Source organism: Pseudomonas solani, from assembly GCF_026072635.1.
In the GTDB taxonomy this organism is placed as follows: Bacteria; Pseudomonadota; Gammaproteobacteria; order Pseudomonadales; family Pseudomonadaceae; genus Metapseudomonas; species Metapseudomonas solani.
The window spans coordinates 3,878,794-3,891,150 of the sequence record NZ_AP023081.1 but is presented as its reverse complement, the minus strand read 5'-3'; the positions used below and the strand labels follow the sequence as shown (position 1 = coordinate 3,891,150).

The 12,357-nt window shown below is 66.4% G+C and carries 13 protein-coding genes and 1 pseudogene; 8 read left to right on the top strand and 6 right to left on the bottom strand.

Annotation, left to right across the window (positions count from 1 at the left end; translation table 11 throughout):
• Positions 1–226 precede the first annotated feature (226 nt).
• Positions 227–544 carry a DUF2288 domain-containing protein gene (locus PSm6_RS17765; protein ID WP_021219242.1) on the bottom strand — a complete coding sequence of 106 codons (318 nt, stop codon included), beginning with the start codon at positions 542–544 and terminating at the stop codon, positions 227–229.
• A gap of 299 nt (positions 545–843) precedes the next feature.
• Between PSm6_RS17765 and PSm6_RS17760 the strand changes: the two genes are divergently transcribed.
• The 5 genes from PSm6_RS17760 (at position 844) to PSm6_RS17740 (ending at position 5,733) form a co-directional block, all read left to right on the top strand.
• Positions 844–1,965: a branched-chain amino acid ABC transporter substrate-binding protein gene (locus PSm6_RS17760; RefSeq protein WP_021219241.1), complete on the top strand. Its 1,122-nt coding sequence runs from the start codon at positions 844–846 to the stop codon at positions 1,963–1,965.
• A gap of 116 nt (positions 1,966–2,081) precedes the next feature.
• Positions 2,082–3,005, top strand: coding sequence for a high-affinity branched-chain amino acid ABC transporter permease LivH (gene livH, locus PSm6_RS17755; RefSeq protein WP_021219240.1), 924 nt, complete (start codon positions 2,082–2,084; stop codon positions 3,003–3,005).
• On the top strand, positions 3,002–4,261 hold the full coding sequence (locus tag PSm6_RS17750) for a high-affinity branched-chain amino acid ABC transporter permease LivM (protein ID WP_021219239.1): 1,260 nt from the start codon (positions 3,002–3,004) through the stop codon (positions 4,259–4,261). Before livH ends, PSm6_RS17750 begins: the two co-directional genes overlap by 4 nt.
• A complete protein-coding gene (livG, locus tag PSm6_RS17745) occupies positions 4,261–5,028 on the top strand; it encodes a high-affinity branched-chain amino acid ABC transporter ATP-binding protein LivG (RefSeq protein WP_021219238.1) in 768 nt (255 codons plus the stop codon). The genes PSm6_RS17750 and livG overlap by 1 nt, the downstream gene beginning before the upstream one ends.
• A 3-nt stretch (positions 5,029–5,031) precedes the next feature.
• The gene (locus tag PSm6_RS17740) at positions 5,032–5,733 is read left to right on the top strand and encodes an ABC transporter ATP-binding protein (protein WP_021219237.1); all 702 of its coding nucleotides are present in this window, start codon (positions 5,032–5,034) and stop codon (positions 5,731–5,733) included.
• 193 nt (positions 5,734–5,926) lie between these two features.
• Here PSm6_RS17740 and PSm6_RS17735 read toward each other — a convergent pair whose 3' ends face one another.
• Entirely contained in the window at positions 5,927–6,841 is a 915-nt protein-coding gene (locus tag PSm6_RS17735; protein WP_021219236.1) for a LysR family transcriptional regulator, read from the bottom strand.
• Between the two features lie 115 nt (positions 6,842–6,956).
• On the opposite strand from PSm6_RS17735, the gene PSm6_RS17730 reads away from it, so the two are divergent.
• A complete protein-coding gene (locus PSm6_RS17730; protein ID WP_021219235.1) occupies positions 6,957–7,556 on the top strand; it encodes a short chain dehydrogenase in 600 nt (199 codons plus the stop codon).
• A gap of 3 nt (positions 7,557–7,559) precedes the next feature.
• Here PSm6_RS17730 and PSm6_RS17725 read toward each other — a convergent pair whose 3' ends face one another.
• Positions 7,560–7,955, bottom strand: coding sequence for a DUF488 domain-containing protein (locus PSm6_RS17725; RefSeq protein WP_031287611.1), 396 nt, complete (start codon positions 7,953–7,955; stop codon positions 7,560–7,562).
• 70 nt (positions 7,956–8,025) lie between these two features.
• Here PSm6_RS17725 and PSm6_RS17720 point away from each other — a divergent pair, with 70 nt between their 5' ends.
• Both PSm6_RS17720 and gap read left to right on the top strand, forming a co-directional pair.
• Complete coding sequence (locus PSm6_RS17720) at positions 8,026–8,688, top strand: COG3650 family protein (RefSeq protein ID WP_021219233.1); 663 nt, start codon at positions 8,026–8,028, stop codon at positions 8,686–8,688.
• Between the two features lie 130 nt (positions 8,689–8,818).
• A pseudogene (gene gap, locus PSm6_RS17715) lies at positions 8,819–9,816 on the top strand (type I glyceraldehyde-3-phosphate dehydrogenase).
• Positions 9,817–9,819: 3 nt separating this feature from the next.
• Here the strand turns inward: gap and PSm6_RS17710 are convergent.
• Genes PSm6_RS17710 through PSm6_RS17700 form a run of 3 tightly spaced genes read right to left on the bottom strand, consistent with a single transcriptional unit; the run spans position 9,820 to position 12,347 of the window.
• The gene (locus PSm6_RS17710; RefSeq protein ID WP_037021657.1) at positions 9,820–10,332 is read right to left on the bottom strand and encodes a GNAT family N-acetyltransferase; all 513 of its coding nucleotides are present in this window, start codon (positions 10,330–10,332) and stop codon (positions 9,820–9,822) included.
• A gap of 2 nt (positions 10,333–10,334) precedes the next feature.
• Positions 10,335–11,429, bottom strand: coding sequence for a PLP-dependent cysteine synthase family protein (locus PSm6_RS17705; RefSeq protein ID WP_021219230.1), 1,095 nt, complete (start codon positions 11,427–11,429; stop codon positions 10,335–10,337).
• 12 nt (positions 11,430–11,441) lie between these two features.
• Entirely contained in the window at positions 11,442–12,347 is a 906-nt protein-coding gene (locus tag PSm6_RS17700) for a DMT family transporter (protein ID WP_021219229.1), read from the bottom strand.
• Positions 12,348–12,357: the final 10 nt, after the last annotated feature.

Here is a 12,357-nt window from a genome sequence, read left to right as displayed (position 1 = left end):
ACAAGGAGGCAACGGGTAACACTGCGCGCCATATAAGGGCATAAGAATTCCCCAAGGCCCGTCCTTGAGCGGGTGCTCGAACGCTTGCAGTGCGCCCGTTCAGACGCCGGAATGCGGGACATGCCCCGAATATCGCATCGGGTGCGGAGGGTCAGGGGATTAGAAAGGCGGGATCGAGCAGGGAGGCATTCCCGAACGGAGTCGTCCGCGCGGGAATGCCAGGGGATCAGTGCCGGGTCGGCGCCTCGTCGCGCTCCTGGACCAGCACCCAGGGCGCCACCACCACGGCCCACAGCTTCGGGTTCCGCGCCAGCAGGTCCTCGGCACGGCTTTCCTCGACCTTGGCGAGGCTGCCGGCGCCCAGCAGCTGGGCCACCTTGGGCTTGTCGTCCTCGGCCACCGCCAGGGCGACGCCGACCAGATCCTCCGCGCCCTCGACCCAGAGCAGCGCGCCCCGTGCGAAGAAGGGCTGCAGCTCCTCCCAGGTGATGGCGGCGGTCTCGCCGAGCAGCTTGGCATAGAGGGTGCTTGATGAATCGTTCATGGCTTGCTCTGAGTGGAAAGGTAACGGTTGCAGGGCGGGCAATGATAACGCCGGCCATCTTGTTCACAAGTCCAGCCTGACGCCTCCCGCTCACTCCAGGGCACGCCGTTTTTCTATACGTTTGTTGCGATTTAGCGACATAGGAACATTCCGCCCCCATGTGTCGGCTTTTCAAGCCGCAAATCGGCACTCTACACTGTACCGGTACAGTTGCCGCGGGATATGGCGGGGTGGTTCAAAGGACCCTGTCCTGTAGGCAATCAGGACAAAAACAACGAAAAACATAAGAGTGGAGCACTATGAACAAGGCTACCAAGCAGATTTCCAAACTGTTCGCCGCTATGGCCCTCGCCGGTGTTGCCAGCTACTCCGTAGCCGCCGACACCATCAAGATCGCCCTGGCCGGCCCGGTGACCGGTGCTGTTGCCCAGTACGGTGAGATGCAATTCATCGGCGCCAAGATGGCGATCGAGCAGATCAACAAGGCTGGCGGCGTGAACGGCGCTCAACTGGAAGGCGTGGTGTACGACGACGCCTGCGACCCGAAACAAGCGGTCGCCGTAGCCAACAAGATCGTCAACGACGGCGTCAAATACGTTGTTGGCCACCTCTGCTCCAGCTCCACTCAGCCCGCGTCCGACATCTACGAAGACGAAGGCATCCTGATGATCACCGCGGCGTCCACCAGCCCGGAAATCACCTCCCGTGGCTACCAACTGGTGTTCCGCACCATCGGCCTGGACAGCCTGCAGGGCCCGACCGCCGGCAACTTCATCGCTGACCACATCAAGCCGAAGACCGTCGCCGTCATCCACGACAAGCAGCAGTACGGCGAAGGCATCGCCACTGCCGTGAAGCAGACCCTGGAAGCCAAAGGCGGCAAGGTCGCCCTGTTCGAAGGCATCAACGCCGGCGACAAGGACTTCTCCGCCCTGATCGCCAAGCTGAAGCAAGCCAACGTCGACTTCGTCTACTACGGCGGCTACCACCCGGAACTGGGCCTGCTGCTGCGCCAGTCGGCTGAAAAAGGCCTGAAAGCCCGCTTCATGGGTCCGGAAGGCGTAGGCAACAAGGAAATCTCGGCCATCGCCGGCCCGGCCTCCGAAGGCCTGCTGGTCACCCTGCCGAAATCCTTCGACCAGGATCCGAAGAACCAGGCCCTGGTAGATGCCTTCAAAGCCAAGAACGAAGACCCCACCGGCCCGTTCGTATTCCCGGCCTACGCCGCCGTGCAAGTGATTGCCGAAGGCATCAAGAAAGCCGGCGAAGACGACACCGCCAAAGTGGCCGCAGCCCTGCGCGCCAACAGCTTCGCCACCCCCACCGGCAACCTCTCCTTCGATGAGAAGGGCGATCTGAAGGACTTCAGCTTCGTGGTTTACGAATGGCACAAGGACGGCACCAAAACCGAAGCCAAATAAGCTTCCCGCCTTAAGCCCAGAGCCCACTGCACCCGCAGTGGGCTTTGTTTATCCGAGTTTTACGGGCTCCGCTGCGCCACAAGCGCCGCTTTACGTGATGCCCGAGGAGTTGGGGAATGCCTGATCTCTATCACTACCTGCAACAGCTGGTTAACGGCCTGACCGTTGGCAGCACCTATGCCTTGATCGCCATCGGCTACACCATGGTCTACGGCATCATCGGCATGATCAACTTCGCCCATGGCGAGGTTTACATGATTGGCTCGTACGTGGCCTTCATCGTAATCGCCGGACTCACCATGTTCGGCATCGACAGCCTGCCCATCGTCATGATCGCGGCCTTCTCCGCCAGCATCATCGTCGCCAGCGCCTACGGTTACAGCATCGAACGGGTGGCCTATCGCCCGCTGCGCGGCAGCAACCGGCTGATTCCGCTGATCTCCGCGATCGGCATGTCGATATTCCTGCAGAACGAGGTGTTACTCGCGCAGGATTCCAAGGACAAAGCCATCCCCAACCTGATTCCGGGGAACTTCGTGTTCGGTGAAAGCACCATGAACGGGGTGACCATCTCGTACATGCAGGTGCTGATCTTCGTCGTCACCTTCCTGGTGATGATGGGCCTGACCATGTTCATCTCCCGCTCGCGCCTCGGCCGTGCCTGCCGCGCCTGCGCGGAAGACATCCGCATGGCCAACCTGCTGGGGATCAACACCAACAACATCATCGCCCTCACCTTCGTCATCGGTGCCACCCTGGCCGCCGTCGCCGCGGTGCTGCTGGGCATGCAGTACGGCGTGATCAACCCGCACCTGGGCTTCCTCGCCGGCATCAAGGCCTTCACTGCTGCGGTACTCGGCGGCATCGGCAGCATCCCGGGCGCCATGCTCGGCGGCCTGGTCCTCGGCGTGGCCGAAGCCTTCGGCGCCGACATCTTCGGTGACCAGTACAAGGACGTGGTGGCCTTCAGCCTGCTGGTCCTGGTGTTGCTGTTCCGACCCACCGGCATCCTCGGTCGTCCGGAGGTCGAAAAAGTATGATCACCCAGAAATCCCTCAAGACCGCGTTCTTCAGCGCGCTGCTGGTGCTGGCCGTCGCCTACCCGGTGATGGGCCTGAAGCTCAGCACCGTGGGCATCAGCCTGCAGGTGCAGGGCGCCAGCCCCGCCGTGCTCTGGACCATCGCCGGTTGCGCCATCGCCATGTTCTTCTGGCAGTTGTTCCGCACCCGCCTGACGAGTGCCCTGGAAAACGCGCCGAAGCTGCCGAAGCTTTCTAGCAAAACCAGCAACTTCCTCACCCTCCCCTCCACCCAGCGCTGGATCATCCTCGGCCTGGTGGTGGTCGCCCTCGCCTGGCCGTTCTTCGGCTCCCGCGGCGCGGTGGACATCGCCACCCTGATCCTGATCTACGTGATGCTCGGCCTCGGCCTGAACATCGTGGTCGGCCTCGCCGGCCTGCTGGACCTGGGCTACGTGGGCTTCTACGCCGTGGGCGCCTACAGCTACGCGCTGCTGTCGCACTACTACGGCCTGGGCTTCTGGGTATGCCTGCCGATCGCCGGCCTGATGGCGGCCTTCTTCGGCTTCATCCTCGGCTTCCCGGTGCTGCGCCTGCGCGGTGACTACCTGGCCATCGTGACCCTTGGCTTCGGCGAGATCATCCGCATTCTCCTGCGCAACCTCACCGAGATCACCGGCGGCCCCAACGGCATCAGCAACATCGAGAAGCCGAGCCTATTCGGCCTCTCCTTCGAGCGCCGCGCGGCCGAAGGCATGCAGACCTTCCACGAGTACTTCGGCATTGCCTACAACTCGGTGAACAAGGTGGTGTTCCTCTACCTGATCGCCCTGCTGCTGGTGCTGCTGACCCTGTTCGTGATCAACCGCCTCCTGCGCATGCCCATCGGCCGTGCCTGGGAAGCGCTGCGGGAAGACGAGATCGCCTGCCGCGCACTGGGCATGAACCCCACCATCATCAAGCTCTCCGCATTCACCCTGGGCGCCTGCTTCGCCGGTTTCGCCGGCAGCTTCTTCGCCGCCCGCCAAGGCCTGGTGACCCCGGAGTCCTTCACCTTCATCGAGTCGGCGATCATCCTCGCCATCGTCGTGCTGGGTGGCATGGGGTCGCAGCTGGGGATCATCCTCGCCGCGATCGTGATGATCCTGCTGCCGGAACTCGCCCGTGAATTCAACGAGTACCGCATGCTGATGTTCGGCGCCCTGATGGTGCTGATGATGATCTGGCGTCCGCAGGGCCTGCTGCCCATGCAACGTCCCCACCTGGAGCTGAAGTGATGAGCCGCCCGATCCTGGAAGTAAGCGGCCTTTCCATGCGTTTCGGCGGCCTCCTGGCCGTCAACGGCGTGGCACTGTCCGTCCAAGAAAAACAGGTGGTCTCGATGATCGGCCCGAACGGCGCCGGCAAGACCACCGTGTTCAACTGCCTGACCGGCTTCTACCAGCCCACCGGCGGCAGCATCCGCCTCGACGGTGAGCAGATCGAAGGCCTGCCGGGCCACAAGATCGCCCGCAAGGGCGTGGTGCGTACCTTCCAGAACGTCCGCCTGTTCAAGGAAATGACCGCTGTCGAGAACCTGCTGGTCGCCCAGCATCGTCACCTCAACACCAATTTCCTTGCCGGCCTGTTCAAGACCCCGGGCTTCCGCAAGAGCGAGCGCGAGGCCATGGACTACGCCGCGCACTGGCTGGAGCAGGTCAACCTGACCGACGTCGCCAACCGCCCGGCGGGTACCCTCGCCTACGGCCAGCAGCGTCGCCTGGAAATCGCCCGCTGCATGATGACGCGCCCGCGCATCCTCATGCTCGACGAGCCGGCCGCCGGCCTCAACCCGCGCGAGACCGAGGACCTCAAGGCCCTGATCGCCCTGCTGCGCAACGAGTACAACGTCACCGTGCTGCTGATCGAGCACGACATGCACCTGGTCATGAGCATTTCCGACCATATCTACGTGATCAACCAGGGCACGCCCCTGGCCGACGGCACGCCGGAGCAGATCCGCAGCAACCCGGATGTGATCAAAGCCTATCTGGGGGAGGCCTGAGCCATGCTGAGTTTCGACAAGGTTTCCACCTTCTACGGCAAGGTCCAGGCGCTGCACGACGTCAGCATGGAAGTGAGCAAGGGCGAGATCGTCACCCTGATCGGCGCCAACGGTGCTGGCAAGTCGACCCTGCTGATGACCCTCTGCGGCTCGCCGCGCGCCGCCAGCGGCAGCATCCGCTACCTGGGCGAGGAACTGGTCGGCCAGGAATCGAGCGACATCATGCGCAAGAGCATCGCGGTGGTGCCGGAAGGCCGCCGCGTGTTCGCCCGCCTGACCGTCGAGGAGAACCTGGCCATGGGCGGTTTCTTCACGCCCAAGGGTGATTACGACGAGCAGATGGACAAGATCCTCGGCCTCTTCCCGCGCCTCAAGGAACGCTTCGAGCAGCGCGCCGGCACCATGTCCGGTGGCGAACAGCAGATGCTCGCCATCGGCCGCGCGCTGATGAGCAAGCCGCAACTGCTGCTGCTCGACGAGCCGTCCCTGGGCCTGGCGCCGATCATCATCCAGCAGATCTTCGACATCATCGAACAGCTGCGCCGTGATGGCGTGACCGTGTTCCTCGTCGAGCAGAACGCCAACCAGGCGCTCAAGCTCGCCGACCGCGGCTACGTGCTGGAGAACGGTCGCATCGTCATGCAAGGCACTGGCGAAGCGCTGCTCACCGACCCCAAGGTGCGCGACGCCTACCTGGGCGGCTGATCCCCGCTGCAATACGACAACGGCCCCTTTCGGGCCGTTTTCATTGGTGCCGGAAACAAGGGCCGGGAGCCGCACCGCAGGTTGGCGCCGAGCGCAGCGAGGCCCGACATCGCACTGCCCGGCCCCTCTGCGCTGGGTTTCTCAGACGTAGGATGGGTAGAGCGCAGCGAAACCCAGGCTGAGCAGGAGCCCTCTACAGCCCCAACCTGTCCAGCGCCCGACGGCTGCGCTCGAACCAGTCCAGCAGGTAATCCATCAGCACCTGGGTGCGCCGGGGCAGGCCGCCCTGGAAGGGATGCACGAGGAACACCGGTGACTGCCGTGTCTGGTAGCCACGCAGCAGCCACACCAGGCGCCCATCGGCCAGTTCGTCATGCAACATGTAGGACGGCAGCCGGGCGATGCCGGCCCCGGACAACGCCGCCTTCTTCAGCAGGCTGTAGTGATTGCTCGCCAGGTTGCCGGCCACGCTGACCCGCTCCAGCTGGTGCTGGCGGTGGTAGAGCCATTCTTCAAAGCCGGCGTAATGGGTGTTGAGCAGGCACTGGTGCCCGGCCAGGTCCGCCGGTGCCTGGGGCTCGCCATGGCGGGCCAGGTACGCGGGCGCGGCGCAGGTGATCTCCTCCAGGGAGAACAGCGGCCGCGCCACCAGGCGCTCGTCCAGGTGCGGACCGGAGCGCACCCCCAGGTCATAGCCCTCCCCCACCAGGTCGCGGTAGCTGTTGCTCAGGTCCAGCTCCACCCGCACGTCGGGATGACGGCGGGTGAACTCCAGCAACAGCGCATCGAAGAAGGTCTCGCCCAGGGACACCGGCACCGTGATGCGCACCCGCCCACTGATGTCTTCCTGCAGGCGCTGCACCGCCTGGCGCGCCCGAGTGGCCTGGGCCAGCAGCGCCTGGGCCTCGGGCAGCAGCGCGGCGCCGGCGGCGGTAAGGTCCAGCCGTCGCGTGGTGCGATGCAGCAGGGTGGCGCCGAGGCCCTGCTCCAGCTGGCGCATGCGCTTGGACAACTGCCCCTTGCTGCAGCCCAGGCGCTCGGCGGCGCGGGTGAAGCTGCCCGCCTCCAGCAGAACGGCGAAGGCCGCCAGGTCATCCATCTCGCTCATGGGAGCCCCTCACTGTTTCCATATGAGAACCACAGGTTTCCGATTGTCTGGATTATCGACAACAAAAGCGACTCTACACTGGCTTCAGTCATCCACACACGCAGGAATCGAACCCATGAAGATCATCCTCATCGGCGCCAGCGGCACCATCGGCCAGGCCATCGACAACGAGCTCAAGGAACGCCACGAGATCATCCGCGTCGGCCACAGCAGCGGCGACTTCCAGGTGGACATCCGCGACGCCGCGTCGATCCACCGCCTGTTCGAGCAGACCGGCCGCTTCGACGCACTGATCAGCGCCACCGGCAAGGTGCACTTCGGCGCGCTGGCGGAAATGGGCGAGGCGCAGTTCGCCGTGGGCCTGGCGGACAAGCTGATGGGCCAGGTGAACCTGGTGCTGATCGGCCGCGAGTTCGCCAACGACGGCGCCTCCTTCACCCTCACCTCGGGCGTGCTCAGCGACGACCCGATCCGCGCCGGCTCCTCGGCGAGCATGGTCAACGGTGCCCTCGACAGCTTCGTGAAAAGCGCCGCCATCGAGCTGCCCCGCGGACTGCGCATCAACAGCGTCAGCCCCACGGTGATCGAAGAGGCCCTGCCCTCCTACGGCCCCTTCTTCCGTGGCTACAAAGCCGTGCCGGCCGCCGTCGCCGCCCTGGCCTATGCGAAGAGCGCCGAGGGCGCGCAGACCGGCCAGGTGTACCGCGTCTGGTAAGGCTCAAGCCTCGCCGGCGTAACACACCGGCGAGCTGGACGGGCCTTCGCGGTCCAGTTCCTCCTCGAGGAACTCGGCCAGCACCCGGGCGTTGTTGGCCTGCTCCTCGCGGGCGGCGAACAGCAGCGTGAGGGTGCCCTGCCGAGCCATCTGCAGCAGCCCCTGCCAATGCTCGGGGTGGGCCGCCAGCTCACCGCGATAGCGCAGGCGGAACTCCTCGAACAGCGCCGGATCGTGGCAGAAGTCCCGGCGCAGCTCGGCCGAAGGCGCCACCTCGCGCAACCAGGCGTCGAGCCCCAGCGCCTCCTTGCGGCAGCCCCGGGGCCACAGCCGGTCCACCAGCACCCGCTGGCCGTCGTCGTCCCGCTTCTCCTCGTACACCCGCCTGCACTGGATCATCCTGCTTCCCCGCCCTTGAGATCACCGATGCGCCCCGGTAACGTGGCCGCTCCCTTCAGGAGGCCCACCGATGCGCGTTGTCCGTCCACTGCTTTTCAGTCTGCTCCCCCTCTTCGCCGGCTGCCAGATGCTCGCCACCGAAGACGCACCCGCGCCCCTGGCGCCACGCACCCAGGGTGAGCTGAGCGCCGACGCCGGCCACCTGCTGTTCCGCCCCTGCTCCGAGCAGCGCCGCTTCGTGGTCGCCGACAGCGGCGCCACCGGCATCCTCCAGGAAGCCGCCACCCTGCTGGACGATGGCCCCGGCCCGCTATTCGTCGACCTGCGCGGCAACCTCGGCGCCAGCAAGGGCGCCGACGGCCAGATGGACGTCACCCAGCTTTATCGCCTACAGCGCGAAGGCCACGGCTGCGAAGACCTCAACTTCAAGCGCCTGCTGCTGCGCGCCAGCGGCCACGAGCCGGAGTGGAACATCAACGTCAACGCCAAGGGCCTGGTGCTGGAGCAGCTCGGCCAGGAGCCCGTCGCCCTGCCCTACATGGAAGAACAGCTGCCCGACGGCCGCTTCAACCTCACCAGCGAAGCCAACGGCAAGCGCGTGGAGCTCTGGGTCGCCCCGCAGCGCTGCGTCGACGCCATGAGCGGCTCGGTGCAGCACCTGACCGCCGAATTGCGCCTGGACGGCAAGCCCCTGCGTGGCTGCGCCTACTTCGGCGGCTCGCGCAACGAGTGATCCCCTGCCCGGCCGACCCCGGCCGGGCCGCTTTCCCGCTGCACACTCGGCCGCCATAACCGGGCGGTCGGGGCGCGCCACCGGCGGCGACCTCCTAAGCTTGTCCATGGACAAGCACAAGGAGAACGACATGCTGCGCATCGCATTGAACGGATATGGCCGCATCGGCCGCGCCCTGGTCCGCGCCCTCTTCGAACGGGGCCTCGACGCCCGCGTACGGATCGAGGCGATCAACGACCTCGGCGACGCCACCACCCTCGCCCACCTGACCCGCTTCGACTCCACCTTCGGCCGCTTCGCCTGCCCCGTGAAGCTCAACGGCGACTGCATGGACATCGGCCTGCAGTCCATCCGCCTGCTCGCCCAGAGCGACCCGGTACGCCTGCCCTGGAGCGAGCTGGGCGTGGACCTGGTGGTGGAATGCTCCGGCCGCATGAAGAGCCGCGAACAGGTGGAACGCCACCTCGCCGCCGGCGCCCCCCGGGTGCTGCTCTCCCACCCGCTGGACAGCGCCGACCTGACCCTGGTCTACGGCGTCAACCATGGGCTGCTGGGCGAGCAGCGCATCGTTTCCAACGCCTCCTGCACCACCAACTGCCTGGCGCCCCTGGCCCAGGTGCTGCACCAGGCATTCGGCATCCGCAGCGGCCTGGTGACCACGGTGCACGCCTACACCAACGACCAGAACCTGCTGGACAAGACCCACGACGATCTCTACCGCGCCCGCGCCGCCGCCCTGTCGATGATCCCCACCGCCACCGGGGCGGCGCGGGCCATCGGCCTGGTCATCCCCGAGCTGGCCGGGCGCCTGGACGGCATGGCGGTGCGGGTGCCGACGCCCAACGTATCGCTGGTGGACCTGAGCTTCATCGCCGAGCGCCCGGCCACCCGCGAGGCGGTCAACGCCGCCCTGCGCGAAGGGCCGCGCGCATGCCTGCGGGGGTGATGGAGTGCAACGAAGAGGCCTTGGTGTCCGTGGACTTCAATGGCCACCCGGTGTCCTGCGTGGCGGACCTCGCCCACACCCGCGTGCAGGGCGAACTGGTCAAGGTGCTGGCCTGGTACGACAACGAATGGGCCTTCGCCAACCGCATGCTGGACGTGATGCTGGCCTGGCTGGAGCGCTGAGCCTCAGTCCAGCCGCAGGTGACAGAGCGTCGTGCGCCGCGAACCGGTGGCACGGCGCTGCGGGTCATCGAAGGTGCGCACCTCGCGGAAGCCCGCCTTACGCATCATCCCTGCCGAGCCCGCGTTCTCTTCGTGACGCTCGATATAGACATCCCCCACGCCCTGCTCCGCCAGGCGCTCGACCACTGCCCGCAGCATGCGCGAGCCCAGGCCGCGCCCGGCCAACTCGCGGTGCACCACCGCCTCGCAGACATAGGCGCGGGACGAATCGCCACGGCCGGCCTCCTGGTGCTCGGCGAAGCCGGTGCTGAAGTAGAAGGTGATGAAGCCGGCCAGCAAGCCTCGCTCCTCGGCCAGCAATGCCTGCACGCGGCCATCGGCGATACCGGCCAAGTGCTCGTGCACTTCGTCTTCCGGGAGGAAATTCCAGGGGTTGGGGCCGTGCTCGAAGATGAAGGCGGCCATCGCCTCGATATCCCCAGCCCGCGCGGTGCGCAGCTGCACGCCGTCATCCAGGCTCACAGGCCCGCCACCTGGATCGAATCGGGCAAGGCCGCACCTTGCTCCGCGCAGGCGGCGATGGCCGCCACCAGGGGCTCCAGGGTGTAGCCCTGGGACTGCAGCCAGGCGTCGTCGTAATAGGTGGTGGCGTAGCGCTCGCCGCCATCGCAGAGGATCGCCACCACCGAGCCCTTCTCCCCCGCCGCGACCATACGCAGCCCCACCAGCAATGCACCCACCAGGTTGGTGCCACTGGAGCCGCCCACGCGGCGGCCCAGGCGCTGGGCCAGGTAGTGCATGGCGGCCAGGGACAGGGCATCGGGCACCTTGGCCATGGCATCGATCACCTGGGGCAGGAAGGAGGCCTCCACCCGGGGACGGCCGATGCCCTCGATGCGCGACCCCAGCTCCAGGGTCAGGCTGCGGTCGCCACTGCGGTAGCTGTCGAAGAACACCGAGCGCTCGGCGTCGGCGCAGAACACCCGGGTGCAGTGCTGGCGATAGCGCACGTAGCGGCCCAGGGTCGCCAGGGTGCCACCGGTGCCGGGGCTGGAGACCAGCCAGGCCGGCTCGGGGAAATGCTCGTGGCGCATCTGCTGGAAGATCGACTCGGCGATGTTGTTGTTGGCCCGCCAGTCGGTGGCGCGCTCGGCGTAGGTGAACTGGTCCATGAAGTGGCCGCCGCTCTCGCGGGCCAGGCGCTCGGACTCGGCGTAGATCTGCGTCGGGTCGTTCACCAGGTGGCTCTTGCCGCCGTAGAAGGCGATCTGGGCGATCTTCTCCGGCGAGGTGGTGGCGGGCATCACGGCGATGAAGGGCAACCCCAGCAGGCGGGCGAAATAGGCTTCGGAGATCGCCGTCGAGCCGCTGGACGCCTCGATCACCGGCGCGCCGGCCCTGAGCCAGCCGTTGCACAGGGCATAGAGGAACAGCGAGCGCGCCAGCCGGTGCTTGAGGCTACCGGTGGGGTGGCTCGACTCGTCCTTGAAGTACAGCTCGATGCCCGGCAGGCCGGGAAGCGGCAGGGGGATCAGGTGGGTGTCGGCACTGCGCTGGAAGTCCGCCTCGATGATGCGGATGGCTTCCTGGGTCCAGGTGCGGGGGTCGTTCATGTCAGCCTCTTCTCAATCCAGGATGCCGGCGGGGGCCGGCGGAGCATTGCGCCATTGGCTCAGGGCCACCCCGGCGAACACCAGGGCGGCAGCGCCCAGCTGCATGGGGCTGAGGCGCTCATCCAGCAGGAGCATGGCGAAGATCAGGGTGAACACCGGAATCAGGTTGATGAACCCCGACGCCTGGCTGGCCGGCAGGCGGCCCACCCCGAAGTTGTACAGGCCATAGGCGCCGACGGTGACGACCACGCCCAGGTAGACCATGGCGCCGATGGCCAGCGCGCTGGGCGCTTCGGGCAGCGGCGCCGAGAGCGCCGCCACCGGCAGGAAGAACAGCGCGCCGATGAAGGCCTGCATCGCCGTCAGCAGGAACACCGAATAGCGCGCCGACAGGTGCTTGAGCAGCAGGGTGTAGCCGGTGGCGCAGACCATGGCGAGGAATTCGTAGAAGTTGCCCAGCAGGGGCGCCGAGGCGTGGGGGTCCGCCTCGCTGGCCAGGCTCAGCCACACCGCACCGGCCACCGCCAGGAGAAAGCCCGCCAGGGTGGTGCGGGTGATGCGTTCACGGAGGAAGACGTAGGCGCCGACGGCCACCAGCAGGGGCAGCAGCGCGGTGATCATGCCCGCCTGGGCGGCGCTGGTGTGCTGCAGGGCCAGGGCTTCGAAGATGAAGTACAGGCAGGGTTCGCAGGCGGCCAGGCCAAGGAAGTATTTCCAGTCGCCAGGCCGCGGATCGCAGTCACCGCGCCAGCGCCAGGCGAGCAGGAAGATCAGGCTGCCCAGGGCCATGCGCGCGAAGATCACCCACATGGGCGCGACCTCGCGGAAGGCCAGCTTGAGGGCGATGAAGGAACTGCCCCACAGGGCCATGGCCAGCACCAGGCAGGCGACCGCCACCCAACGACCTTGCTGCGCCATCGACTGCCTC

Coding starts and splice junctions, on each gene's coding strand:
- PSm6_RS17765 (WP_021219242.1), bottom strand. CDS start 544: ATGAACGATTCATCAAGCACCCTCTATGCCAAGCTGCTCGGCGAGACC.
- PSm6_RS17760 (WP_021219241.1), top strand. CDS start 844: ATGAACAAGGCTACCAAGCAGATTTCCAAACTGTTCGCCGCTATGGCC.
- livH (WP_021219240.1), top strand. CDS start 2,082: ATGCCTGATCTCTATCACTACCTGCAACAGCTGGTTAACGGCCTGACC.
- PSm6_RS17750 (WP_021219239.1), top strand. CDS start 3,002: ATGATCACCCAGAAATCCCTCAAGACCGCGTTCTTCAGCGCGCTGCTG.
- livG (WP_021219238.1), top strand. CDS start 4,261: ATGAGCCGCCCGATCCTGGAAGTAAGCGGCCTTTCCATGCGTTTCGGC.
- PSm6_RS17740 (WP_021219237.1), top strand. CDS start 5,032: ATGCTGAGTTTCGACAAGGTTTCCACCTTCTACGGCAAGGTCCAGGCG.
- PSm6_RS17735 (WP_021219236.1), bottom strand. CDS start 6,841: ATGAGCGAGATGGATGACCTGGCGGCCTTCGCCGTTCTGCTGGAGGCG.
- PSm6_RS17730 (WP_021219235.1), top strand. CDS start 6,957: ATGAAGATCATCCTCATCGGCGCCAGCGGCACCATCGGCCAGGCCATC.
- PSm6_RS17725 (WP_031287611.1), bottom strand. CDS start 7,955: ATGATCCAGTGCAGGCGGGTGTACGAGGAGAAGCGGGACGACGACGGC.
- PSm6_RS17720 (WP_021219233.1), top strand. CDS start 8,026: ATGCGCGTTGTCCGTCCACTGCTTTTCAGTCTGCTCCCCCTCTTCGCC.
- PSm6_RS17705 (WP_021219230.1), bottom strand. CDS start 11,429: ATGAACGACCCCCGCACCTGGACCCAGGAAGCCATCCGCATCATCGAG.
- PSm6_RS17700 (WP_021219229.1), bottom strand. CDS start 12,347: ATGGCGCAGCAAGGTCGTTGGGTGGCGGTCGCCTGCCTGGTGCTGGCC.